Below are 23,405 nucleotides of genomic sequence, written 5' to 3'. Positions count from 1 at the left end.
GGATTTATGCCATTCGTATTCGAGAGCGTGCTTAAAGACAAGAACATGGGGTACTCCTATACGGCGGAGAAACCATTAAAGCCGCAGGCGGTGACTCGTGTAGCTTTCGTGCTTTTGAACAATTTCTCGATGATGTCGTTCACCGGCGCTATCGATGCGCTGGTGACCGCCAACCTGATTAGCGAGACACCGGCGTTTGAGGTGTTGACGGTCGGCATCAAGAACCGTCTTGTGATGAGCGACCTGGGAATTGCAATTTCAGCGGACCTGGAGTTATCCCAACTACCGGATCGCATCGACGTCCTCATTGTCGCTGGTGGATTGCGAGTGAAGCTGATGAGCGACCCTCTGTTACGGCGCAAGCTACGTAACGTCGCCTCTCTTGGCGCGACCATGGGCGGTTTGTGGAACGGCGCGTTTTTCCTGGCGGAAGCTCAGCTAATGGACGGTGTCGAGTGTGCCTTCCATCCAGATGGGCGAGCGATGATGGAGGATGTTTTCCCCAAAGTCCTGGTCACTTGTCGGACTCACGTATTAGATAGAAACCGTATCACATGCGCCGGCGCCAGCAGCTCGCTACGCATGATGCTGGAGCTCATCACCGCTAAACAAGGTGTGTCGTTGACCCATGCTGTCGAGGAAATACTCAGTTGCGATCAAGCCTCTGAAGTGTCAGGGATATCGACCGTCATCGTTGACTCTGACCCGACCTTGCCACAAACCCTGAAGCTCGCTCTAGAACTGATGCAAAAGAATATCGAAGAGCCGCTATCGATCGACGATCTGGCTGAATGTGTGAACATTTCCCGACGACAATTGGAGCGTCGCTTCTGCCGTTTCGTGGGCGCCACACCCACGCGTTACTACCTTGAGCTGCGCTTGACTCGAGCACGACAGCTTATTCTGCAGAGCAATCGGCCAATCACCGATATCGCGATTGCGACCGGCTTTTGTAGTTTCGCCAACTTCCATATGCGCTTTCGGGACTTTTTTGGCGTAGCGCCAAGCAGCTATAGAGCAACGTATGAGCGCAGGCGTTAAGTTTCGAAACCCGGGCACGCGAAAAACATACGAAACCCGCACTGTCCAAGCCGAGTCAACGATGGCTAGCATCATCGATAAGGATTACCGAGAATTATGAATGCTCCATCGCCGGTGTTAATACCCGCGGCTAACCATAGCGAGCGGATGTCTACACGCATCGCCTTCCTTATCGCGGGCTTGCTCATGTCCGCATGGGCGCCTCTGGTCCCATTGGTTAAAGCCCGCGCTGGCCTGGACGATGGTGGCCTGGGGTTGCTGCTGCTTGGCCTGGGCGGCGGATCTATTGTGGCCATGCCCTTCGCGGGTTATCTCACTGCACACTATGGTTGCCGACCGGTCGTAATCTGGTCGACGATAATCTTGTGTGCCGTTCTTCCGCTGTTGAGCACCTTGGTGTGGCTGCCGGGTCTGGTCATCACTGTCATTATCTTCGGCGCCAGCATGGGCATGCTTGATTGCGCCATGAACATACAGTCCGTCATCGTCGAGAAAAACAGCGGGCAGGCACTTCAGTCCGGATTCCATGGCCTCTACAGCGTCGGAGGCATAGTGGGCGCCGGGGCCATGACCGCTCTTCTGACCTTAGGGCTGGATCCACTGATTGCAGCGCTCTGTATCGTAGCCACCGTTTTGGGATCGCTTTACAAGGCTGCGCCTGCTTTGCTGACTTACGGCACTGAACGGGGTGGTCCATTGTTCGCGGTGCCCAGAGGTATCGTGCTGCTTTTAGGGACACTCTGTTTCATCGTCTTCCTCACTGAAGGTGCAATGCTTGACTGGAGCGCTGTCTTCCTTGTCTCAAACCGAGGGTTAGAGCCGAGCATCGCCGGTTTGGGCTACGCATCCTTCGCCGCTGCGATGACGGTGGGCCGCCTGACGGGGGACGCCATCGTCAGCAAGCTGGGCGACGTGCGCGTCGTTGCGCTTGGCGGGCTTTGCGCCGCCGCAGGCATGATTGTATCGCTTGGACTCGATGGCTGGCCCGCGTCCCTGCTCGGCTATGCCCTGGTCGGAGCTGGCTGCTCGAACATTGTCCCAGTGATCTTTACTGCTGTAGGCCGGCAGCAACGTATGCCACAGGCGGTAGCCATCCCCACTGTCATCTCGATGGGCTACGCGGGCATTCTGATCGGTCCCGTTTTTATTGGGGCGGCCGCCCATCTGAGTACCTTGTCGTTCGCTCTGGGCTGTCTGATTGTTCTCCTTGTTTTTGTCAGTGCAACAGCACGATTTCTTCGTAATTGACCCAATCGTTTCCGGCGCGATTCAGCATTGGCATTGCGACAAGAGGTAAACGGTCATGCAGTCGTACCCACAAATGTCGGAACAAGAACTCCTGATACAGGGAGTGGTGATGCGCGAGGCACTCCTGCGAATCCTGGCCCGGTATTCTCAAGTGAGTGGTGTTGATGGCATGGATTCAGAAATCTGTGTTCGCTCCTTGAGCAATGCGCGCCTGGACATCGGCTTGCCTCCGTTCTCGGGCGCTTCCCTGCCCGTTTGCCTGGAGCCCACGGTAGCGCGGGCATTGGCGGATGCTCCGCGAACGGATCGGGACTTCAAGATTCTGCTATCGGCTCTTGAGACCCTGTTGTCCAGTAGTCGCTGGATAAAGCGATCCGCCTCAGAAGGGGACGATGATGCGTTTGAAGAAAGGCACCGACATGCGCTGATTCTCGGCAAAGGCGCACTGCTTGAATGTTCAACTTTGACAGTGGGATTGGCGGTAATGGAGCCCGAACTTTGCTATCCGTACCACAAGCATCCTCCGGCAGAGTTTTATGTCGTTTTATCGGAAGGTTACTGGTACCGAAAAGATATCGGCTGGTGGAATCCAGGGCCGGGCGGCGTAGTGTTCAACCCACCATCGGCGGTCCATTCCATGAGGTCAACCGACAAACCGTTGCTGGCACTTTGGGGACTTTCCCATGCAATGGATTGATGCGCCGACAATCTGGCGCTTGAGTTCGCCCACTTGCTGATCGTACGTCGCGAATGCAACAACACCGTAGCCCAGCCTTTGCTGATCTCGCGGGTATGCACCAGAGAGCCGGCAGCCATGAATAAGAATCGACGAACAGCCGCATTCATTTCAAATGCATCTGGCCAGCACTTCGCCTGCACAGTCAAACTCCAGCGGATGCTCGATAGGAGCCTGCAGGTTGATCGCAGCCCAGTGATGTTCTGGGCTTACGACTCGCTGACTCGCTTCCCGGAACTCGTCCCAAAAACAATAGGCATCAGATTCATCCGGTAAAATCAGCCGATACCTACCGAGCGAGCTATACATGCCTTACCTGGAAGCCTATCCAGCGTTTCAGGGCTACTTGATGAGCACATCATGTTGGGATTGCTTCAGCTTATGGCGCAGTTGTTCGACCTCGTTCTGAGTCGACTCCAGAAGCGCCTGCGCACTCTGGGCTCGTGTATCAGCCTGAATGACGGATTCGCGCAGGGAAGCGGATTCTTCACGGGAAAGGGATAGCTGCACGAAAAGCTGCTCTTTAGCCCCCTCCTCTCTAGCTGATGCGATGGCCAAGACATTGAGCTCACCCGTGAGTTTCTCAATGGTGTCGTGTTGGGTAGTCAACATCCTGGCCTGCTGGCGGGAGTCGCTGAGCAGCCGCTCGTTGTCACGATTCAAGCGGCTGAGTTCGTCCTGCTTCACCGAAAGTGTCTGCTGCAACTGACGATGCTCCACCTGGATTTGTTGGAGCTGACCTTCATGACGGCGCTGTTCTTGTTCACGCTGATCTTTCACAGCCGTGCGGTAATGCTCGAGCGCGTCACGAGCATGCAAGTGCTTTTCTTCCAGCGAGCGAATCTGCTGATCTTTCTCATGTATCCGTATTTCCAGGTCAGCGCAGCTCTGGCTCAGGCGAGCGTTGCGAGTGAGCTCGGATTGCAAGCTGCTTTGGCACGTACTCATTTCGCCTGCCTGGATGTCGAGCGCTGCCTGAAGATTATCGTGCTGGCGCTGCAAGTCCGCCAAGGCGGCTTGAGTCTGCGCAAGTTGTTCATTGACTGACGTTCGGTGCTTATCGAGCTCAGCCCGCGCCTCGGATACTTCTTGGGCACCCTCCTCGAGCAAACGATCCAACAGCTGGCCAACCAGCCCGGTGAGCTCTTCACTCAAGCGCTCGCGACGTTCTTTCAGGAGCGGTTCTGCTTTCCCGAGTTCGCCTAGATACCGTGCAATGGTCGTCATCGAGCCAGTATTTCCAAGCTCGACACGCACAGCGTTGATGCTCGGATTTACACCTCGAGCGATCAGCGCATCTCGCGCTATCTGGACGATTGCCTTGTTTACCCCGCCGCGTGCCATGCCATCTCCTACTATTTCGTAGTGTAAAACGTATTACGTAATTACATCTTACGCCAACCTCAAAAAACAGGCACAAAATTCTATATACTATGAACAAATAATTGAGCGTTATCGCATCATAAAGATGTATTTGGTATGTTCCATCACCGCAAAGTTACGTTTCGCGTAGAAGAGTCAAGATGAACAAAGCTGATCGTTATCTGCAGGCGGCAACCCGGGAAAACACCCGACGTAGCTACCGTGCGGCGGTGGAACACTTCGAAGTGACCTGGGGTGGGTTTCTGCCAGCGACGGGCGATGGCATCGTGCGTTACCTCGCGGAGTACGCGGACAAGCACACCATCAGCACGCTGAAGCAGCGCCTGGCCGCCCTGGCTCAATGGCACATCACTCAGGGATTTCCCGATCCAACGAAAACGCCGAACGTGCGGCAGATGCTCAAGGGCATACGTGCATTGCATCCAGCCCAGGAAAAACAGGCGGCCCCTCTTCTCCTGAACCACCTGGAGATGGCGGTGAGCTGGCTTGAGCGCGAAGCGGATCTTGCGGCGCAGCGCAATGACCTCAGGGGCGTGATGAAATGTCGACGCGATATTGCCCTGGTGTTGATCGGATTCTGGCGGGGGTTTCGCGCAGACGAGCTGGCACGACTCCAGGTCGAGCATACTCAGGCGCAGGCAGGCACGGGCATTACGCTCTATCTGCCTCACACGAAAGGTGACAGACAGTACCAGGGGACGACATTCCACACCCCTGCCCTCAAGAAGCTATGTCCTGTTCAGGCTTACATCAATTGGATTACGGTTGCCGGCATTGCCCATGGCCCCGTCTTCCGGAAGATCGATCGCTGGGGCAACCTTGCTGACTGTGGCATAAACTCCAACAGCTTGATCCCGATGCTTCGTCGCATCTTCACGCAGGCAGGTGTGCCATCGGATATCTACAGTAGCCACTCGATGCGGCGCGGGTTTGCCACTTGGGCTAGCGCTAATGGCTGGGACATCAAGTCGTTGATGAGTTATGTCGGCTGGAAGGACATCAAGTCAGCGCTGAAATACGTTGATGCGGGCTCCTCTTTTGGCGGCCTTGCGATGAGGCCGCCGGCGCCCGAAATGGTGCTCCTTTAAAGTCGCCTTAAACTGGGATCGATCTGGCTCAAAGGGCCTGGTTCAGCCTGCATCGCGTAGCGTTATTTGCATTCGTGTGTGATGTCTACCACTGGAATTGGCTCAATCGCCCAGGAGCGAATATTACGGCGCTCGGGGCTTGGTATAGCGCATGCCTTACGTCCCGTGAATTCTCGAGCGAGACGTTCTTCATCAATACGCCAGCCTCGCTGCTCCAGTTCCTGCACGCGCTTTCGGAAAGCAATCTGAAGCGCATCCGACTTCAACGAAACCTCCTGCTGCCATGAGTCCGGGACTCGCTCGGGACGCACGTTTTTGAGTACGCCATGGTCTTGTTCGAAGATACGAATATTGCTGGCAACAAACCTTCGATCAAGCAGTCGAGATCGGAGAATTGTTCTGCCCATCATCCACCAGGTCCGAGTGTGGCTGGCGTCGGTCGGGACGTGCGCCGAGACGATGTGGATTCTCCAGCCATTAGGCAATTCGAGCTCCAGAGTTGTACAGGGGCCTGACAAATGAAAACCCGGAACAGTCGCCACACTCAAGAACTCGGTTGATGATTTGCGCCTTAGCATGCCTTTGCGCGCAGGCCTGCGCATAACCATCTGTGCACGAGCACTCCACGAATCGGTTTCTACATCGAATGATTCAATCTCAGGATGATCCGGATCACCGAAGGTCGAGCCATGTACAAATGGGGCGTGCGCGAAGTCGAGGCCATTTTCGATAATCCGATCCCAGCTTGCCTCCCAATCAAAATGGCCGGTTACTACCCGGATGGCTGGATCGTCTATCCAATCGAGCGTTGGTAGAGGGGGACGTTCAGGCTCTGGGAGGTCGCCTAAAAAAGCCCAAATCCAACCGTAACGTTCCAGCGTTGGATACGCGTCTACTCGGGCCTTTGCTGGAATCCGCAGGTCTGGCTGCGCAGGTATCTGGGTGCAGACTCCATCCGCCCCAAACCGCCAACCGTGGTATGGACACTGCACGCCGTCTGCGACCTTGCGGCCGGCGGATAGGGATCCTCCCCGATGCACGCAAACATCAGAAAGTAAGTGAGCTACTCCAGCGTTATCACGGAACGCTACAAAAGGTTGTCCAACCAATCGAACTGGCACCAGTCCGTTATTGAGCTGCGATGACGGAAGAACGACATACCAGATATTTTTGAGCATTGCCGTGTGACCAGATGGACTGAGAGTTGTTTGGGGGCTCGATGCTTTGAGCTCACCCCATCGAGGGTCGTTCACTTCGATGCCGCACTATCGCCTTGGTCATTCTGCGCGAAAATGTCTCCCCCTCATTGCAATCCCCGGAAGCATCGAAGGGCCCTATGGATCTGCGAAACCACCTGTAACGTGGCATCCTCAATCGTTCCTTCATTACGGCACAACACCCAGCCGTTATCCGCAATCGCTTGCTCGAACGCCCGGGTACAAGCGACTTGTTCCTCCAGCTTATACATCACCGTACTGCTCAGCCCACGCCCTCGTGCCGCCGCCCTCGCCCATGAAATTTCAGGGGCGGTGACTACCCCGACATGCAGGTCTGGCACTTGCACGTTGCGATCGATGTTCAACTGCAGAATCTCTGCAAACGGGAGTATCCGGCGAAACGCGGCATCCGACGGGTACCAGCGATCGATCAGGATGATGCTGTCTGCTGGCTGCTTAGCCAGCACGTGCCGGGAAATCCAGGCACGGCTATCCGCAAAGCGCTCACACACCTCCAGCTCCAGATCCCTGGTGGGCTCTCTGACGAACTTGTTGACCAGGGCCATTGTTTCACCCCTGCTGGGGTCGCTTTTTTTCTCGCAAAGCCGGATCACCTTTTTGTTGTCGGCCCGCAGTGCTTTCGTCACGGCCTCCAGCAATGTGGTTTTGCCGGCGCCCTTGGGTCCATCCAGAGAAACAAACAGCGCTCGATTCATTCTTCACATAACGATTGATAGACGGTTTTTTTGCCCTGTTCGTTCGCTGGAGCCGCTGGGTGCGGCTAGGCGAATCGAGTGGGAGGCTCTTCTGAACAGACATTGCCGAACACTCTAACCTTGTTTCTGGCGATGGGTCTGAAAATCCGGGGTTACGGCCGCTGTGGCCGGGATGAAGCCAAGCCCACAACACCACATAACCCTCAAAGCTCCCTTTAAATGGCAGAATCCCCCTATCTTGACCGTTTCGGAGACCACCATGCTTGGCGCATTTGAACAAAGGCTCGACCCCTTCCCGCCCGACGAGGTTCCACCGCCACCCGCAGGCCTGGCTCGATTCCTTTGGGCGTGCACACGAGGTGCCCGGGGCTACATTCTTGCGTTTGCGCTACTCAGTGCCGGGGTCTCGATCTACGAAGCCTGGCTGTTTTCTTTTCTCGGTCAGGTCGTGGATCTGCTCTCCACCTGGCAGGCCGGTGGTGATGCGGCCATGCAGGAAAGTCGCGTGTTGTGGGGCATGGGCATCGTCATGTTTACCAGCATCGCGCTGGTGGCGTTGCGTACCATGGTGCAGCACCAGATATTGGCGATCAATTTGCCGTTGCGCCTGCGTTGGGACTTTCACCGCCTGATGCTGCGGCAGAGCCTTTCGTTCTTTTCCGATGAGTTCTCCGGTCGGGTCACCACCAAGGTGATGCAGACGGCGCTGGCCGTGCGCGACGTGCTGTTCACCCTTATCGAGATCGCACTCGGGATCGGCGTGTATTTCATCGCGATCATTGCATTGGCCGGTGCTTTTTCATTGAAATTGATGCTGCCCTTTGTTGCCTGGATCGTGTTGTTCGGGCTGGCCATGCTCTACTTCGTGCCACGCTTGGGCAAGGTCGGGCAGGAACAGGCCCATGCGCGCTCCTCGATGACCGGACGTATTTCCGACGCCTACACCAACATCACGACGGTGAAACTGTTCTCCCACTCCAATCGTGAAGCGCACTTCGCCCGTGCGGCCATGGAGGATTTCAAGCGGACCGGCTTTCGCCAGATGCGCCTGGTCAGCCAATTCGAGATCGTCAACCAGGCGCTGGTGGTGGCGTTGATCATGGCGGCAGGCGGTTATGCGCTTTGGCTGTGGCACCTGGGCGAAGTCGGTACCGGTGCCGTGGCGGCGATTACCGCCATGGCGTTGCGTATCAACGGCATGTCGCACTGGATCATGTGGCAAATGACCTCGCTGTTCGAGGGCATCGGCACCCTGCAGGATGGCATGGCCACCCTCACCCGCGGCCCCAAGGTGCAGGATGCGCCGGATGCGGGCGTTCTGACGACCACCGGCGGCGCGGTAACCTTCGACAACGTGAGCTTCAACTACAATGGCGAACGCCAGGTGCTCGATGGCCTGAGCCTGAACATTCGTCCCGGCGAAAAAATCGGCCTGGTGGGCCGCTCCGGCGCGGGAAAATCCACACTCATCAACTTGTTGCTGCGCTTCTATGACGTCGACAGCGGGCAGATTCGCATTGACGGGCAAGACATCGCGCACGTGACGCAAGACAGCCTGCGCAGCGCCATCGGCATGGTCACCCAGGATACGTCCCTGCTGCACCGTTCCATTGGCGACAACATCGCCTACGGCCGACCCGATGCAAGCGCCGCGCAAATTCGCCGTGCCGCGGCCAATGCCCAGGCCGATGAGTTCATCAGCCAACTGAGCGATCGGCAGGGCAACACCGGCTACGACACTCTGGTGGGCGAACGCGGCATCAAGCTTTCGGGCGGCCAGCGCCAGCGCGTCGCGATTGCCCGTGTGATGCTCAAGAACGCCCCCATCCTGCTGCTCGACGAGGCTACCAGCGCGCTGGATTCGGAAGTCGAAGTGGCCATTCAGGAAAGCCTCGATGAAATGATGGAGGGCAAAACCGTCATCGCCATCGCCCATCGGCTGTCCACGATCGCGGCGATGGATCGACTTATTGTGATGGACGATGGACGCATCGTTGAACAGGGCACGCACACCGAATTGCTCGCCAGGAACGGCATCTATGCGCGGCTTTGGCACCATCAGAGTGGCGGGTTCCTGGGTGAGGATCAGGGGGTGGCCGAGGCAACGGATCAGGTTTGAGCGGTAACCGGCCGGCGCTGATCTTCAAGTGGCCGGTTGGCACAGTTGCTAGCCCTCGTAACTGAATTTTTTACAACGACAGGAATCACTATCTGGAGCGATCCGGACGAAAATGTCCGAGATAGATCACCAACAGTTGAAGGCCAAGCGACAGCTCGTCTGACTGCGGCGGCCTTAACCAGGAATGTAATCCCGAAAGGTGAAGGGTTTGGCTTATCTTGATTGGGTTCAGTGGCCGGCGATGTTCGTCACCGTGCTTGCTGCGTGGCTGATTGGCTCTCAGCAGCCGAAACGGCGAATGATCGGGTTCGTATGTTTCAGTTTAAGCAATGTGCTGTGGGTGATATGGGGGCTGTACGCGCAAGCCTGGGCGCTGATCGTCTTGCAAGTTTGCCTGTTCCTCTTGAACCTTCGCGGGTTTAAAAAGAATTCTGAAGACCAGCAGAACTGATGAGCCAGGCCGAGCTCACTGTCACGCGCGCTTGTTGTTTCGGCCCCGGAAAAGTGACACGCTGCTTTTTGAAAAGCACGCCGACAAGGTAGATCAATGGACAATTACTCGCAGATGTTGGCCTTCATCTGGGCCACCGAGCACGGGAATTTTTCTGCGGCAGCACGCTCAAACGGACTGACACCCTCGGCCATCAGCAAGCTCATCAGTCGCCTTGAGGATCGGCTGCAGACTCGCCTGTTCCAGCGAGGCACCCGCAATCTCACACTCACTGAAGAAGGTGCTGCTTACCTGGTCAGCGCGCGGGAAGTGGTCAACGCGATGGCAGAGGCAGACTCCCTGGCTGAAGCGTTCCCGACACGTGTTAGCGGAACGCTGCGCATCCATACGATGACAACCTTTGCCAAGCATCAAATTTTACCCTGGTTATCAGAGTTCCTTGCCACATACCCGGCTCTTAGCGTCGACATTCAAGTGGGCCCCCAATACATCGACCAATTTGAACAGGGTCTTGATATAGCCATCCACAGCGGTGTCTTACCCGACTCATCACGGATTGCCAGAAAGGTGGGTGAAAGCGCCTGGGTCATCTGCGCCTCGCCGGAATATATCGAGCGTTGCGGTAGGCCCAGTCACCCACTAGACCTTGTGAACCATGACTGTTTTAACTTCAGTTTTAAAAGCGCTTGGAATAACTGGGAGTTCGAAATCGACAGCCTCAAGACCTTGATCCCTGTCAGCGCCAAAGCGTCATTTGCCCAGGGTGACCTGCTGCGTCAGATGGCACTGTCGGGGGCCGGTATCGTCAAACTCGCACAATTCCATATCGGGGCGGATATCAGGAATGGCCGCCTGATCCCGTTGCTTGAGGAGTACGCCCTGGATGAGAAAGAGCCCATCTACATGGTGTACTCGGATCGTAAGCACCTGAGTCCAAGAATCAGGGTTTTTAGAGATTTCCTCGAGAACAAAATCGCTGAGCAACCTTGGGCCAGTTAACCATCGCCCAGAAACAGCGCACCCCATCTACCCTGCAGCCTCGCGAGAAACGAGGCGGTAAAACCGCCTCCAGACATGAGACACTCTGCTGAACGACTTCTTCATCGTCACCGCTAATAATCTAACGACGCTCGCCAGCCCGCTCTCAGTAATGAACTGGCGCGGCGCCGAGTATCAAGTCAGCCCCTCGCTCGGCAACAGCCATTACCGCTCCCTGGATGTTGCCGGAAATCATTGATGGAATGACCGAGGCGTCGACGACACGAAGACCGCTTAGGCCATGGACCCGCAACTGCGAGTCGACCACGGCTCCCTCGCCCTCACCCATCCTGCAGGTACCGATGGGGTGATAAATCGTCTGGCCATTGTCTCGTGCAAATTCAAGCCAATCTTCGTCACTCCTGGTTTCGGAGCCCGGACTGGTTTCTGCATCGACGAATGCTCTCATCGCCGGCTGTTCCATAATTCTTCGCGCGATTTTCATGCCCTCGATCAGGCTCCTGCAGTCTTCATCCTCGGTCAGAAAATTCGGACGAATCGCCGGCATGACATCCGGATCCTTTGATTGGATGTGAATGCTGCCCTGAGACTTGGGCCGTAGCTGACTGACGCCAATCGTGAAGCCCGGATGTTTGTCCAGAATTCGCTCAGCGGCATTGGCATAGCTCGCATGTACGACGAAATATTGCACATCCGGCGTAGGCATTTCAGGCTCGGTCTTCACAAAACCATGAACCAGGCCGGTACCCAGTGTCAGTATCCCCGTGCGCTTGGTGAAGTACTCAGCCACGGCAAGGCCAAGTCTCCATCCGCGTGCCAACTCGTTGAGAGTCACGGTGTTCTTGAGCCGCCAGTTCATACGGGTGGCAAAGTGATCGATGTAATTTTCCCCTACACCATCAAGACGGTGCTTGAGTGGGATACCAGCTTTGCCGAGCACGTCAGGTCGACCGATTCCCGACAGCTCCAGGATTTGCGGCGATTGAATGGCTCCGGCGCACAGAATGACATCCTGCCGGGCACTGACTGTGACCTCGCGACCGCCTTGACGGTAGGTGATACCAGTGCATCGTGAGCCTTCAAGTTCGAGGCGCAACACATGTGCATGGGTCTCGATATGCAGGTTGGCGCGCGCTCTTGCCGGCTTGAGATAGCCGTCCACGACGCTCCAGCGCCGCCCTTTGTGCTGGGCAACCTGGTAGTAGCCAAATCCCGTCTGATCGTCACCGTTGTAATCTTTATTGTGCCGGTGTCCATCTTCAATGCTTGCCTTCAGGAAGGCGTCCGACACGGGATAGCGCTCTGTGACTTGCTGAATATGCATCGGGCCTTCATGCCCACGCGAGCCATCGCCTTGCGCGTAAGTCTCGATTTTTTTGAAATAGGGCTTGAGGGTAGCGAAATTCCACTGCTTCGCCCCTGTTGACTCCCAGGCGTCGTAATCCCCTGGCTGCCCACGCACATAGATCATTCCGTTAATGAGGGTAGATCCGCCGAGACCCTTACCGCGGGGTACGGAAATTTCCCTTCCGCGCGTGTTCGCTTCGGCCTGGGTCTTGAATCGCCAATTGTAACGTTTGTCCACTAGCAGCTTGGAGAAGCCAGCAGGAACAGGAATCCAAAAACCGTTCGGTTCTCCCCCCGCTTCCAGTACTAATACTTTGTATTTTCCCGAAGCTGTGAGCCTATTGGCGAGGATACAGCCAGCCGTGCCGCCACCCACAATGACGTAATCAAATTTACTCATGATTTTGCTCATTCTTATTAGTCGCCATCGCCGCAGCCATTAACTCAATCTGACAAAGCAGCATTGGCATTCCATCAAGCACTCGACAACCCTTTTCAGTTGCGGCTGCCAACAGGGGAGTGATCGCGGGTTTCATAATGATTTCTGCGACAATTTGCGATGAGGTGAGCAACGCCACATTCAAGGGCAGAATGTCATCCACAGAGAGCCCAAGGGATGTGCTGTTTACTACCAGATCATGGCCAGATGGATCATCTGAGCCCACGCACAATTCCACCGCGGGGAAGACAGTGGCGAGTCTTTGGATAAGCTCCTCTGCCTTGCATGTGGTGCGATTGAAGATGGTGATTTTTCTGACGCCAGCAGCGGCGAGAGCGAACGCGATGGCCTTTGCTGCGCCCCCGGCACCTGCTACGTAGACCGACATGTCGCTCGGATCTACGTCCCGTTGGCGTAGACCTGCCACGAAACCCGCACCGTCGAGGATATCGCCATGCAGGCTGCCATCTTCGTTGCGCCTCACCACGTTGACCGCGCCTACGAGTCGCGCAGCATCTGACACAGAATCGCATAGCTCAACGATTGCAGATTTGTGCGGCACCGTAACGATGAAGCCATCCAGGCTTTGTATTCCTCGCAGTCCGGCAACAACGCCGTGGAGATCTTCTGTGCTGACATGAAACGGCACCATTACCCGATCATCACCGCGCTCAGTGAACAGGCGGTTCATCGCAGTTGGTGTCTGCACATGATGGATGGGGTCAGCGATAATCGCGTATACCCGTGTGGTACCACTAATCTTGTTTTGAGTTTCCATGAGTTCAGGCCAATGTGTAGGTGGTTTTGACGGAGGTATAAAACTCCTTTGCGTACCCGCCTTGCTCGCGAGGCCCGTAGCTTGAGTTTTTGCGACCACCGAAAGGTGCGTGGTAATCCACTCCTGCCGTCGGGACGTTGACCATCACCATGCCAGCGGTAGATCGTTGCTTAAAGTCAGAACTGTGCTTGAGAGAAGTGGTGCAGATTCCGGATGACAAACCGAATTCGGTATCGTTAGCCAGCATGACTGCCTCCTCGTAATCCTTAACGCGGATGACACTCGCTACCGGGCCGAAAACTTCCTCCTGGTTGATACGCATCTGGTTAGTGGTTTCAGTGATCAGCGCCGGAGAAAGGTAGAAACCTGGTGTGCCCCTTGTCAGAAGCTCGCCGCCGCAAGCGAGCATCCCACCCTCTTCCCGGGCGCTCTTGATGTAGTCGCAGTCTTGCTTGAGTTGCGCCTGTGACACGACAGGGCCCATGTCACAGCCTTCAGACAATGCGTGATCAACCTTGAGCGAAGAGAGACGCTTGATCACCGCCTCAACAAATCGATCGTGTATACCGTCCTGTACAATCAATCGGCTGGAGGCAGTGCAGCGTTGGCCTGTAGAGAAGAATGATCCTGAGACAGCGACCTCCACCGCCTGATTGAGATCCGCGTCATCCAGAATAATGAGCGGGTTTTTTCCGCCCATTTCCAGCTGCACTTTGGCACCGCGCTCCATGCAGGTCATACCAATACTGCGGCCTGTGCCAGTGGAACCGGTGAAGGTTAATGCCCGTACTTTTTTAGACATGGCAAAAACATCACCCACTTTTGAGCCAGGCCCCATGACCAGATTGAACACGCCAGAGGGAAGCGCACCTGCCCGAACAATAATTTCTGCCAGTGCCCACGCACTGCCAGGCACCAGATCAGCGGGTTTGAAAACGACTGCGTTACCGAACGCCAGAGCAGGGGCGATTTTCCAGGCGGGAATGGCGATAGGGAAGTTCCAGGGAGTGATGATGCCGACCACGCCCTCTGGCTCACGCCGCACATCTGCCTCGACGCCAGGGCGAATGGATGCCAGGCGTTCGCCCGAAAGGCGTAATGCTTCGCCCGCAAAAAACTTGAAAACCCTGCCGGCGCGAACCACTTCACCAATACCCTCAGGCAGGGTTTTCCCTTCCTCGCGCGCCAGCAACCGACCCAACTCTTCACGACGCGCCAAAATCTCGGTGCCAATACGGTCGAGCGCGTCACTTCGCACCTCGGCGGTAGATCGCCCCCAGTTCGGAGCCGCTTCAAATGCCGCATCAACTGCCATCGAAGCTTGCGAAGCATCAGCGCGCGCGTACTCACCGACTACATCATTGGTATCGGAAGGGTTGATATTGAGGTTGATATCGGCGCCTTCGAGCCACTCTCCGGCAATAAAATTCTTATTCATGCATTCTCCCAGGCATTAATATTTATGTAAGTGGACTGAAAGGCAGATATGACTTTTCGCCAGCGCAGGTTTATCAACAGGCACGTAACAAGCTGAGCCAGCCACGCCTCGCAATAAACCCAAACTACGTTTTAACTCTAATAAAATGATGCCAATGAATTACATTCAAGCCAGTGAGTTTTCACATTCTGCCCAGGTTGCCGTAATGGCGGTGTTGCAAGAATCTCAAGCACTGAATAAACCTTAAACCCCCTGGCCCATTACTGTCTACGGCCTAGCTGTGCCTGCAGTTCACACCCAGTATGAAGAACAAGAACGAAAGGGTTCAGCCATCTCTGCCATGCAACGAGGGACACCTCGTGCCAAGAAGAACGGAGGAGTCGATGTAACTACTTGGAGGGTCACAACACTGACTAAAATTTAAGCGAGAAACTCCCGGCACGCGCGATCATTGATAAACCAGCAATGAGAAAAAGATTTAACTTGCGACGTTTCAAAGTGCCTTTGCCTGATAAGCGTCTCACAGTCATGATCAATATGAGTCGCCTTGAATAGCCTGTTAAAACTCCGTCGTCCGGCCATCGGTGAGGAGTAGTCACACCGAATATAAATCGGGGCGACCTGATCGCCCTGCAGAATGCGAAGTGCCGTAAGGGCCAGGAACGAAGATTGTCTTCAACGTGAACCAGGCATCCGGGAAAACGTTTATCGAACAGAAAGCTCCGAGCGGAGCTTGAGGGATCAAGCCTGGTGTCTGCACGCTCAGCCAGTTGGCGTGCGTGCAAACGAAGATCCGATAACTCAGGGAAGTAAATCGCTTAGAACGTTGGGGGAGAAACCGCGCTCACCACGATACAAACCTCGTCAAAAGGATTGCGCATGCGATGCGGAAGTCTGCTGTCGAAGTAGTAGGCATCACCCACCGAAAGGATCCGTACCTCATCCCCTACGGTCATTTCGAGCTTGCCCTCGATGATGATTCCGCCCTCCTCGGCTTCGTGGGAATAAAGTTCCTCACCCTCTTGCCCGGTGTCAGCTCCCGGCTCGTACCGCTCGTGGAGGATCATCATGGAGCTGTTAGCCAGGTTCGCGCCCACCTGTCGATAGGAGAGTTTCTTGCCATCAGCAAGCTCCACCAACTCATCGGCCTTATAGAACACTGCTCGATCTACAACTGCCGAATCTGAAAAAAACACACTGAGGGTGACATTCAGAGGGCGCAGCAAGCGCTTCAGAATACTTACGGACGGGCTTGATTTGTCTCGTTCGATGATCGAAAGCGTGGCATGAGGAACGCCGGCCTGCTCAGCCAACCCTCGAATCGAAAGCCCGCGACTTTGTCGCAGTGCTTTGAGTCTCGCACCCACCGACGCAGACTCCTGGATTTGCGAGGGCTCTTCAGACGGATCTTCTGGAGCATGGGGGCTTCGACTAATCGCCGATGGTTCTATCACGGTTAAATCCTCAGATAAACGGCACCCGAGGGGGCCAAACTTCAATTCGCTGCCCACTCTCTTTGCAGCCAACACGAATCATACACACCAATTTGGGTTGTTTCGCACCCTGCAAAGCACCCTGAGGGAAGCAAAGTAACACGATTTCAAGGTCCCTCGCCCAAGGCGGACATTCTTGGCCGGCTAACAAAAAACCCCGGTATTTAGCCACTTTACGCCCAAAACCATAGATTTTAGGCGTTAAAAAACAATCGCTTGCCGTTTATCCGGGCGATTGGGTTTTCTTCGACGTTTTAAAAATAAAACTTGCCTAGGTTATTTTTGGGTGGTAAAAATTTTTACCAACACCACACAACATACCGCGTCGAGGTTTCAAAATGCACAAGCCATGCCACGCTGTAGCAGCACTTGGATTTGCCCTCGTTGGGATTGCAGCTTCATCACAAGCTGCAAACGCCCGTGACCTCACGATTGTTTCCTGGGGAGGAAATTTTCAGGATGCACAACGTGAGATATTTTTCGCGCCATTCGGAAAACAGATCGGCAAGAACGTTCTCGACCAAAGCTGGGACGGTGGCGTCGGTGTGCTGGACGCAAAAGTAAAAGCAGGAACACCTAACTGGGACGTCGTTGAAGTCGAAGCCGAAGATCTGGCTTTGGGATGCGACTCCGGTCTCTATGAAAAAATTGATTGGGCAAAGGTCGGTAACAAATCCGATTTCATCCCCGAAGCCGTGAACGATTGCGGCGTGGGCGCGATCGTGTGGAACACCGGTTTGGCTTGGGACGGCGACAAATTGAAGGCCACTCCAACTTCCTGGGCCGACTTCTTCGACACCAAGAAATTCCCAGGCAAACGTGGTCTGCGTAAGGGCCCAAAATACTCACTTGAATTTGCATTGATTGCAGACGGTGTAAAACCCGCCGAAGTCTACAACGTGCTGCGTACTCCAGAAGGTATCGACCGAGCCTTCAACAAACTCAACGAGATCAAGTCGAGCATTGTCTGGTGGGAAGCCGGCGCGCAGCCCCTGCAAATGCTTTCTGCGGGTGACGTTGTCATGAGCTCTGCCTACAACGGCCGCATCACCGGCTTCAACCGTAACGAAGGCAAGCACTTCAAGTTCCTTTGGAATGGCAGCGTTTCGGCCATCGACTCCTGGACTGTTCTCAAAGGCAGCGAGAACAAAGCTGCCGCCATGGATTTCATTGGCTATGCCAGCAAACCTGAAAACCAGGCAAAGCTGCCCAAGTTCATTGCTTACGGCCTGACCAACAAAAACGCCAACGAACTTGTACCGGCAGAATTGAAATCTGACCTGCCAACAACCCCGGAAAACCTTGCTCAATCGGTGCCTCTGGATGTCGAGTTCTGGGTCGAAAACACAGAACCATTGACTGAACGCTTCAACGCCTGGATCGCCCAGTAGTAACAGAACCGCCCAAGTTGCTCCTGCCACCTGTTGCCAGGTGGCAGGTCAACTAACGGCGACACACCTACGACTTGAACAAATAAAGATTGCTTGTCCTTTTTTGAATGAATAGGCGGACGAGTAGCGAAGATTATTTCTGCCTACTCCCGAATGAGGGTTGCCACATGAATCACTTGGTCAGCTTCAAAAACATCCAGAAAACCTACGATGGTTTTCGCCCCGTCGTTAAGGATCTGAACCTTGACATCAAAGAAGGTGAATTCGTGACGCTGCTCGGCCCATCGGGATCGGGTAAAACAACGAGTCTTATGATGCTGGCCGGCTTTGAGACACCTACCCACGGCGAGATTTTTCTGAAAGACAAGCCGCTGCACAACCTGCCACCGCACAAGCGTGATATCGGCATGGTGTTCCAGAATTACGCATTGTTCCCTCACATGACGATCGAGCAAAACCTGGCCTTCCCGCTCTCCGTGCGCAAAATGAATAGCGTCGACAGACGGGAAAAAGTTCGCCGTGCACTGGACATGGTGAAGCTCACAGATTTGGCAAAACGCTACCCCGCTCAAATGTCGGGTGGTCAACAGCAGCGGGTCGCGCTGGCCCGCGCCCTGGTGTTCGAACCCAAACTTGTATTGATGGACGAACCGCTGGGTGCCCTGGACAAACAGTTGCGCGAACACATGCAACTGGAAATAAAACACCTCCACAAGCAACTTGGTCTGACCGTTGTTTACGTGACACACGACCAAAGCGAAGCACTGACCATGTCCGACCGTGTCGCTGTCTTCAATGACGGCGTGATTCAACAGATCGACAGCCCTGCAGCCATTTATGAAGCACCGACCAAAAGTTTCGTGGCTCAGTTCATTGGTGAAAACAACACCCTGATCGCAACGTTTGTATCCAGAGACGAAAGTCACACCATCGCGCGCCTGGCTGACGGCAGCTTGATCCGGGCCATTTCTGTTGTTGGGGCAAAACCTGGGGATCAGGTTGCGCTTTGCATTCGACCAGAGCGCGTTGTGGTTGGGCCGGCTGGCAGTACGCCTTTGACCGCTCGCATTCAGGAATACATCTACCTGGGCGACCACGTTCGAATGATTACTGAAGTTGCCGGGCAAGCGAATTTCATGATCAAGCTTCCTGCCTCTCAAATGGATAGCAGCTGGACTGTAGGTAGCTCGATTTCCGTTTCCTGGGCGCCAGAGCACATTCGTGCCCTGGACGTGTCCACACACTGAGCCGCCGATCATGAGTCAGTCAGCAGCAATTCTTTCAAATAAGGCGCAAGCGTTAGATCTTAGAGCCAAGCTCAGAAAGTCCGAACGCTCATACAAACTCAAATCGCTAGCGCTTATCGCGCCGCTATTTCTTTTCGTACTCGTATGCTTCGCCTTCCCAATTGGCACCATGCTTACTCGCAGCGTGGACAACCCCGATGTGCACAGCGCCATGCCTGCAACCACGCTGGCGCTCGAATCCTGGGACGGCATCTCGCTGCCGGGTGATGAGACTTACGATGCTTTGGTAAAAGACTTGGCCAGCGCCAAAGAGAGCGGACAGATCGGAGCGCTTTCCAAACGCTTGAGTTACGAAATCCCTGCTTACCGAACCGTTATCACCAAAACGATACGCAAGCTCCCGGACGGCACCGTCACGTCTAAGCGCGAGGCGCTGATTGCCGTGGACAGTGCCTGGGCAGATTTGAATTATTGGAAGGCCCTGAAGCAGGCTTCTTCGAAGCTCACACCTTACTTCTTGCTTGCGGCCCTCGATCATCGAGTTGATTCCGCCACCGGCAGCATTGTCAAAGCAGAGCCGAACCAATCGATATACGTGGATATTTTCACCCGCACCTTCTATATCGGCGGCGTGGTAACCATCCTCTGCCTGTTACTGGGTTTTCCAGTTGCATACTGGTTGGCCACGTTGCCTGAAGGCAAAAGCAATCTGTTGATGATCTGCGTTTTGCTGCCCTTCTGGACATCGCTGATTGTTCGCACAGCGGCGTGGATCGTACTGTTGCAATCAGATGGGCTGATTAACCGCTCGCTCATGTTCCTGGGGATTGTGGACGCACCTGTCCAGCTTGTTTTCAACAGGACTGGAGTCATCATCGCGATGACGCATGTCCTTCTGCCTTTCATGATTTTGCCGCTCTATAGCGTGATGAAAAGCATTCCTTCGAACTATGTTCGAGCCGCCATTTCTCTTGGGGCCCATCCTTTCGTTGCTTTCTGGCGAGTGTATGTCCCCCAGACCTTCGCGGGGCTGGCAGCTGGCGGTTTGCTCACCTTCATTCTGGCGATTGGTTACTACGTGACGCCCGCGCTGGTGGGTGGTGCAGCGGATCAAATGGTCAGTTACTTCGTAGCGTTCTACACCAACAAAACCGTCAACTGGGGCATGGCGTCGGCGCTAGGTAGCTTGCTGCTGATCGCAACCTTGCTGCTCTATGTAGTGTACGGAAAGCTCACCAACCAAACCCAGGCGAGGTAAACGACATGTTGCAGCCTTACGCTTCCTCTGCAGAGAAACTGGCCAGGTTTGGATTGGCTTCCACCTCCATCCTTGTACTGCTGTTTTTGATTGTTCCGATACTGGTGATCATTCCTTTATCGTTCAATTCGTCGTCTTTTCTCACATACCCAATGGATGGTTTCTCTTTCCGTTGGTATGAAGAGCTGATGTCGTCTCAAGAATGGCGCCAAGCATTCAAGAACAGCTTCATCATCGCCCCAGGCGCCACCTTGCTGGCGATGGTGTTCGGGACGATGGCATCCGTTGGCTTGTGCCGGGGCAACTTCCCGTTCAAAAACGTGGTGATGGCCTTCCTCATCTCGCCAATGATCGTGCCTCTGATCATCGTCGCAGTAGGTCTGTACTTCTTCTTCGCCAAACTGCAGTTGCTCAATAGCTACATTGGATTGGTACTGGCGCACGCGATGCTGGGGGTCCCTTTCGTAGTTATCACGGTCAACGCGACCTTGCAGGGCTTCAACACCAATCTGAGCAGAGCCGCTGCCAGTCTGGGCGCCCCGCCGCTCACCGTCTTCTTTAAAATCGTATTGCCTTTGATTGCCCCAGGGGTGATCTCGGGAGGACTGTTCGCGTTTGCCACGTCTTTCGATGAAGTGGTGGTCACCCTCTTCCTGGCCAGCCCGTCGCAAAGAACGCTTCCGCTTAAGATGTTCTCGGGTATCAGGGAGAACATCAGTCCAAACATCGCGGCTGTCGCCACCATCATGGTCATCCTTTCCGTATTGATGTTGCTGACGCTGGAGTTACTCCGCCGTCGCAACGAGAAAATGAAGATAAAACAAGAATAAGCAGGCACGCACAGCCTAACAAGGCTCGTTAAAAGCTACGTAAAACCCCTCTCGGGCCCAATACCCGGGACGGCTAACTACTGTCAAAATTCAGAGGTTTTTATGCCTAATTTAGTGGGTGATGTTTCCAGTGCAGCCCGTATCCTGCCTGACCTGAATGGGGAAAAACTGTTCATTAGCAAAGGCAAAGGCGCATACCTTTGGGATGACAAAGGTCGCAAATACATCGATACCGCGCTGGGCTTTGGTGCGGTATTACTGGGTCACTCCAACGACTCGGTAAATGCCGCCGTTACTGAAGCGCTAGGCGACAGTGCCGCGCCATCCTGGGCTCATGTCCGTGAGCATGGCGCCGCAACCGAACTGGCAAAACATACCGGCGAGCTCTCGAAGGTGATTTTCACCAACTCCGGCAGCGAAGCAGTGCACCTCGCCTGCCGTGCAGCCCGGGCGTACACCGGCCGTGGAAAAATTGCCAAGATGGCTGCCGGTTTCGATGGCTGGTTCGATGATGTCAGCTACGGCAACGTCACCTCCAATGAAGCGACCTTCCTCGATGGCAAGCGTCCGTCCACCGAACGTACCACGCTGATCCGCTACAACGATTTCGCAGACATAGAGCGCCTGTTCGAAGAAGACAATGACATCGCGGCGGTCATCCTTGAGCCCATGCTGGCCAACGCTGGCTGCATCATGCCATTGCCTGGTTACCTCAAACATGTGCAGGCCGTTGCTCATAAACACGGTGCACTCGTGATTTGTGACGAGGTGCTGATGGGTTTCCGGCTGTATGCTGGTCTGGCAGGGCTGCATGAAGGTTTGAGCCCTGATATCGCGAGCGTCGGCAAAGCGATTGGTAACGGTGTGCCAGTTTCCGCGATCGTTGGCAAACCTCACATCCTGGCGGGTTTTGAAGAAGGACGTGTTCTTCGCGGGGGCACCTTCAGTGGCAATCCACTGGCATGCGCAGCCGTGACAAGCACCCTGACTCAACTGGATAACAGCGACTACGAGCAGCTTATCCAGCGCGGCAACGATCTGCGCGTTGCGGTTGAGGCCATTTTCGAGTCCCATGGCGTAATCATTTCAACCAGCGGCTACGGCAGTGTTTTTAGCATTTGGCTGGGGGCCACAACCCCGGTCACGTACGAGCAGGCAGTCGAAATAGCGAACCCTGGCTTCAGCAAGGCATTGCACCTTGCGCTGCGTGAAGCAGGAGTGTTGATCATGCCGTCTCCGTATGGCCGTATTTACATCTCATTTGAGCACAACAGCAGCGTGATCGAAGAAATGAAGGTTGCCTTCAAGAAGGCCGCTGCCCAGTTAAGCTCTGAGTTCGCAAATGCCTGATCGAGAAAGGAGGCCTTCGGGCCTCCTTTTGTTACCTGAAAGCAGACCTTCGCGGGTTTTGAAAAGTTTTGAAGTCCCGTAGAACTGATGAACCAGCCCGAGCTCACTGGCACGCTCATCACGGCCATTACACAAAATCGATGTATTGCAGAGTCGACAGCAGGACCAACCCGCATTAACTGGATTGATCGACAACCTTGATCTGCGTCACCCCTACTCGCTCAGCCTGCTCTAAAACCTCACTGGGCGTCGCGTCGGCATTGGGCATCATCAGGCTGTTTTCTCCATCGCCATAATGCAGCTCAAGCAAGTGCATTGCCGCTTCGTGTAGAGGCAATCGAGTCTGCTTGAGTTCGAAAAGGTGTGTACGAAGCTCACCGTTGAACAGGTATTGCAGAACGAATTTACACATATCGGATTCCTTCTATGGCCTGCTTGTCGTGTTACCAGCCGCTGTATCAGCTATTTCATATGTCCTGCTGCCTGGAGCAACAGTCTTGTAATCGCCCCCCTCGATGGCACGTAGATAAGATTGATCCGCCATCACCCGAAGGTCTCGCCATTGCTCCCAACTGACCATGCCCTGGCGATCCATTTCGTCGGCCTGACGAATCAACTCCTCGTGGTAGGCATCGGGACAATCCATGCGCAGCGAGCGGTTCTCGAGGGTTCGATACCAGCAATCCAGGGCGCAAAGTCTGCGCTCATATTCCGGGGTAAGCAGTTCTCTGAAAGTGCTCATGGCAGACCCGTCCTGGTGATGTTAATGAATGGAGCAAAAGATCTGGTTGCGGGTTCATGGAGGCCGACAGGGGGTATTTTTTCGAGGGCCACCC

General features: G+C 54.9%; 21 protein-coding genes. 12 read left to right on the top strand and 9 right to left on the bottom strand.

Annotated features, from left to right (window positions below; genetic code table 11):
• Window positions 1-6 precede the first annotated feature (6 nt).
• The 3 genes from KW839_RS00395 (at window position 7) to KW839_RS00385 (ending at window position 2,986) form a co-directional block, all read left to right on the top strand.
• Window positions 7-1,041: a GlxA family transcriptional regulator gene (locus KW839_RS00395; RefSeq protein ID WP_218423023.1), complete on the top strand. Its 1,035-nt coding sequence runs from the start codon at window positions 7-9 to the stop codon at window positions 1,039-1,041.
• A 96-nt stretch (window positions 1,042-1,137) separates the two neighbouring features.
• Window positions 1,138-2,289: an MFS transporter gene (locus tag KW839_RS00390; protein ID WP_218423022.1), complete on the top strand. Its 1,152-nt coding sequence runs from the start codon at window positions 1,138-1,140 to the stop codon at window positions 2,287-2,289.
• Window positions 2,290-2,344: 55 nt separating this feature from the next.
• Window positions 2,345-2,986: a dimethylsulfonioproprionate lyase family protein gene (locus KW839_RS00385; protein WP_256352438.1), complete on the top strand. Its 642-nt coding sequence runs from the start codon at window positions 2,345-2,347 to the stop codon at window positions 2,984-2,986.
• 381 nt (window positions 2,987-3,367) lie between these two features.
• Here the strand turns inward: KW839_RS00385 and KW839_RS00380 are convergent, their stop codons facing one another.
• On the bottom strand, window positions 3,368-4,369 hold the full coding sequence (locus KW839_RS00380; RefSeq protein ID WP_218423021.1) for a DNA-binding protein: 1,002 nt from the start codon (window positions 4,367-4,369) through the stop codon (window positions 3,368-3,370).
• Window positions 4,370-4,548: 179 nt separating this feature from the next.
• Between KW839_RS00380 and KW839_RS00375 the strand changes: the two genes are divergently transcribed.
• The gene (locus tag KW839_RS00375) at window positions 4,549-5,496 is read left to right on the top strand and encodes a site-specific integrase (protein ID WP_060542094.1); all 948 of its coding nucleotides are present in this window, start codon (window positions 4,549-4,551) and stop codon (window positions 5,494-5,496) included.
• 62 nt (window positions 5,497-5,558) lie between these two features.
• Here the strand turns inward: KW839_RS00375 and KW839_RS00370 are convergent, their stop codons facing one another.
• Window positions 5,559-6,674 (bottom strand): aromatic ring-hydroxylating dioxygenase subunit alpha, encoded by a 1,116-nt coding sequence (locus KW839_RS00370; protein ID WP_218423020.1) that lies wholly within the window; start codon window positions 6,672-6,674, stop codon window positions 5,559-5,561.
• Between the two features lie 125 nt (window positions 6,675-6,799).
• Window positions 6,800-7,429, bottom strand: coding sequence for a dTMP kinase (locus tag KW839_RS00365; protein WP_218423019.1), 630 nt, complete (start codon window positions 7,427-7,429; stop codon window positions 6,800-6,802).
• 259 nt (window positions 7,430-7,688) lie between these two features.
• Between KW839_RS00365 and KW839_RS00360 the strand changes: the two genes are divergently transcribed.
• The 3 genes from KW839_RS00360 to KW839_RS00350 all read left to right on the top strand — a co-directional run bounded on the left by KW839_RS00360 (window position 7,689) and on the right by KW839_RS00350 (window position 10,998).
• The gene (locus KW839_RS00360; protein ID WP_218423018.1) at window positions 7,689-9,548 is read left to right on the top strand and encodes an ABC transporter ATP-binding protein; all 1,860 of its coding nucleotides are present in this window, start codon (window positions 7,689-7,691) and stop codon (window positions 9,546-9,548) included.
• A 241-nt stretch (window positions 9,549-9,789) separates the two neighbouring features.
• Window positions 9,790-9,999: a hypothetical protein gene (locus KW839_RS00355; RefSeq protein ID WP_371318039.1), complete on the top strand. Its 210-nt coding sequence runs from the start codon at window positions 9,790-9,792 to the stop codon at window positions 9,997-9,999.
• Between the two features lie 96 nt (window positions 10,000-10,095).
• Entirely contained in the window at window positions 10,096-10,998 is a 903-nt protein-coding gene (locus KW839_RS00350) for a LysR family transcriptional regulator (protein WP_218423016.1), read from the top strand.
• Between the two features lie 145 nt (window positions 10,999-11,143).
• On the opposite strand, the gene KW839_RS00345 is transcribed toward KW839_RS00350, so the two are convergent.
• From KW839_RS00345 to KW839_RS00330, 4 genes are all read right to left on the bottom strand, one after another.
• Window positions 11,144-12,757, bottom strand: coding sequence for a GMC family oxidoreductase (locus KW839_RS00345; protein WP_256352437.1), 1,614 nt, complete (start codon window positions 12,755-12,757; stop codon window positions 11,144-11,146).
• Window positions 12,738-13,562 carry a shikimate dehydrogenase gene (locus KW839_RS00340; RefSeq protein WP_218423015.1) on the bottom strand — a complete coding sequence of 275 codons (825 nt, stop codon included), beginning with the start codon at window positions 13,560-13,562 and terminating at the stop codon, window positions 12,738-12,740. Before KW839_RS00340 ends, KW839_RS00345 begins: the two co-directional genes overlap by 20 nt.
• Window positions 13,563-13,566: 4 nt before the next feature.
• The gene (locus KW839_RS00335; protein ID WP_218423014.1) at window positions 13,567-15,000 is read right to left on the bottom strand and encodes an aldehyde dehydrogenase family protein; all 1,434 of its coding nucleotides are present in this window, start codon (window positions 14,998-15,000) and stop codon (window positions 13,567-13,569) included.
• A gap of 818 nt (window positions 15,001-15,818) precedes the next feature.
• Window positions 15,819-16,454, bottom strand: coding sequence for a cupin domain-containing protein (locus tag KW839_RS00330; RefSeq protein WP_218423013.1), 636 nt, complete (start codon window positions 16,452-16,454; stop codon window positions 15,819-15,821).
• 377 nt (window positions 16,455-16,831) lie between these two features.
• On the opposite strand from KW839_RS00330, the gene KW839_RS00325 reads away from it, so the two are divergent.
• From KW839_RS00325 to KW839_RS00305, 5 genes are all read left to right on the top strand, one after another.
• Window positions 16,832-17,884 (top strand): ABC transporter substrate-binding protein, encoded by a 1,053-nt coding sequence (locus KW839_RS00325; protein WP_218423012.1) that lies wholly within the window; start codon window positions 16,832-16,834, stop codon window positions 17,882-17,884.
• A gap of 167 nt (window positions 17,885-18,051) precedes the next feature.
• A complete protein-coding gene (locus tag KW839_RS00320; protein ID WP_218423011.1) occupies window positions 18,052-19,131 on the top strand; it encodes an ABC transporter ATP-binding protein in 1,080 nt (359 codons plus the stop codon).
• Between the two features lie 10 nt (window positions 19,132-19,141).
• A complete protein-coding gene (locus KW839_RS00315) occupies window positions 19,142-20,389 on the top strand; it encodes an ABC transporter permease (RefSeq protein ID WP_218423010.1) in 1,248 nt (415 codons plus the stop codon).
• Between the two features lie 5 nt (window positions 20,390-20,394).
• Window positions 20,395-21,219: an ABC transporter permease gene (locus KW839_RS00310; protein ID WP_218423009.1), complete on the top strand. Its 825-nt coding sequence runs from the start codon at window positions 20,395-20,397 to the stop codon at window positions 21,217-21,219.
• Between the two features lie 114 nt (window positions 21,220-21,333).
• On the top strand, window positions 21,334-22,569 hold the full coding sequence (locus tag KW839_RS00305) for an aspartate aminotransferase family protein (RefSeq protein ID WP_371318028.1): 1,236 nt from the start codon (window positions 21,334-21,336) through the stop codon (window positions 22,567-22,569).
• Window positions 22,570-22,744: 175 nt separating this feature from the next.
• Here KW839_RS00305 and KW839_RS00300 read toward each other — a convergent pair whose 3' ends face one another.
• Window positions 22,745-22,981 carry a hypothetical protein gene (locus KW839_RS00300; RefSeq protein WP_218423007.1) on the bottom strand — a complete coding sequence of 79 codons (237 nt, stop codon included), beginning with the start codon at window positions 22,979-22,981 and terminating at the stop codon, window positions 22,745-22,747.
• 12 nt (window positions 22,982-22,993) lie between these two features.
• Window positions 22,994-23,311 carry a hypothetical protein gene (locus KW839_RS00295; protein WP_256352436.1) on the bottom strand — a complete coding sequence of 106 codons (318 nt, stop codon included), beginning with the start codon at window positions 23,309-23,311 and terminating at the stop codon, window positions 22,994-22,996.
• Between the last annotated feature and the right edge of the window lie 94 nt (window positions 23,312-23,405).

It is taken from the genome of Pseudomonas sp. PDM31, from assembly GCF_019218965.1.
Lineage (GTDB): Bacteria > Pseudomonadota > Gammaproteobacteria > Pseudomonadales > Pseudomonadaceae > Aquipseudomonas.
Note: the sequence above shows the minus strand (reverse complement) of the source record. Positions and strands in the feature narration are given on the sequence as shown.

What these genes read in the sequence shown, in the direction of transcription:
- KW839_RS00315 (WP_218423010.1), top strand. Translation starts at nt 19,142, where the DNA reads ATGAGTCAGTCAGCAGCAATTCTTTCAAATAAGGCGCAAGCGTTAGAT.
- KW839_RS00295 (WP_256352436.1), bottom strand. Translation starts at nt 23,311, where the DNA reads ATGAGCACTTTCAGAGAACTGCTTACCCCGGAATATGAGCGCAGACTT.
- KW839_RS00310 (WP_218423009.1), top strand. Translation starts at nt 20,395, where the DNA reads ATGTTGCAGCCTTACGCTTCCTCTGCAGAGAAACTGGCCAGGTTTGGA.
- KW839_RS00350 (WP_218423016.1), top strand. Translation starts at nt 10,096, where the DNA reads ATGGACAATTACTCGCAGATGTTGGCCTTCATCTGGGCCACCGAGCAC.
- KW839_RS00390 (WP_218423022.1), top strand. Translation starts at nt 1,138, where the DNA reads ATGAATGCTCCATCGCCGGTGTTAATACCCGCGGCTAACCATAGCGAG.
- KW839_RS00345 (WP_256352437.1), bottom strand. Translation starts at nt 12,757, where the DNA reads ATGAGCAAAATCATGAGTAAATTTGATTACGTCATTGTGGGTGGCGGC.
- KW839_RS00375 (WP_060542094.1), top strand. Translation starts at nt 4,549, where the DNA reads ATGAACAAAGCTGATCGTTATCTGCAGGCGGCAACCCGGGAAAACACC.
- KW839_RS00340 (WP_218423015.1), bottom strand. Translation starts at nt 13,562, where the DNA reads ATGGAAACTCAAAACAAGATTAGTGGTACCACACGGGTATACGCGATT.
- KW839_RS00385 (WP_256352438.1), top strand. Translation starts at nt 2,345, where the DNA reads ATGCAGTCGTACCCACAAATGTCGGAACAAGAACTCCTGATACAGGGA.
- KW839_RS00355 (WP_371318039.1), top strand. Translation starts at nt 9,790, where the DNA reads ATGTTCGTCACCGTGCTTGCTGCGTGGCTGATTGGCTCTCAGCAGCCG.
- KW839_RS00370 (WP_218423020.1), bottom strand. Translation starts at nt 6,674, where the DNA reads ATGCTCAAAAATATCTGGTATGTCGTTCTTCCGTCATCGCAGCTCAAT.
- KW839_RS00360 (WP_218423018.1), top strand. Translation starts at nt 7,689, where the DNA reads ATGCTTGGCGCATTTGAACAAAGGCTCGACCCCTTCCCGCCCGACGAG.
- KW839_RS00300 (WP_218423007.1), bottom strand. Translation starts at nt 22,981, where the DNA reads ATGTGTAAATTCGTTCTGCAATACCTGTTCAACGGTGAGCTTCGTACA.
- KW839_RS00365 (WP_218423019.1), bottom strand. Translation starts at nt 7,429, where the DNA reads ATGAATCGAGCGCTGTTTGTTTCTCTGGATGGACCCAAGGGCGCCGGC.
- KW839_RS00320 (WP_218423011.1), top strand. Translation starts at nt 18,052, where the DNA reads ATGAATCACTTGGTCAGCTTCAAAAACATCCAGAAAACCTACGATGGT.
- KW839_RS00325 (WP_218423012.1), top strand. Translation starts at nt 16,832, where the DNA reads ATGCACAAGCCATGCCACGCTGTAGCAGCACTTGGATTTGCCCTCGTT.
- KW839_RS00335 (WP_218423014.1), bottom strand. Translation starts at nt 15,000, where the DNA reads ATGAATAAGAATTTTATTGCCGGAGAGTGGCTCGAAGGCGCCGATATC.
- KW839_RS00380 (WP_218423021.1), bottom strand. Translation starts at nt 4,369, where the DNA reads ATGGCACGCGGCGGGGTAAACAAGGCAATCGTCCAGATAGCGCGAGAT.
- KW839_RS00395 (WP_218423023.1), top strand. Translation starts at nt 7, where the DNA reads ATGCCATTCGTATTCGAGAGCGTGCTTAAAGACAAGAACATGGGGTAC.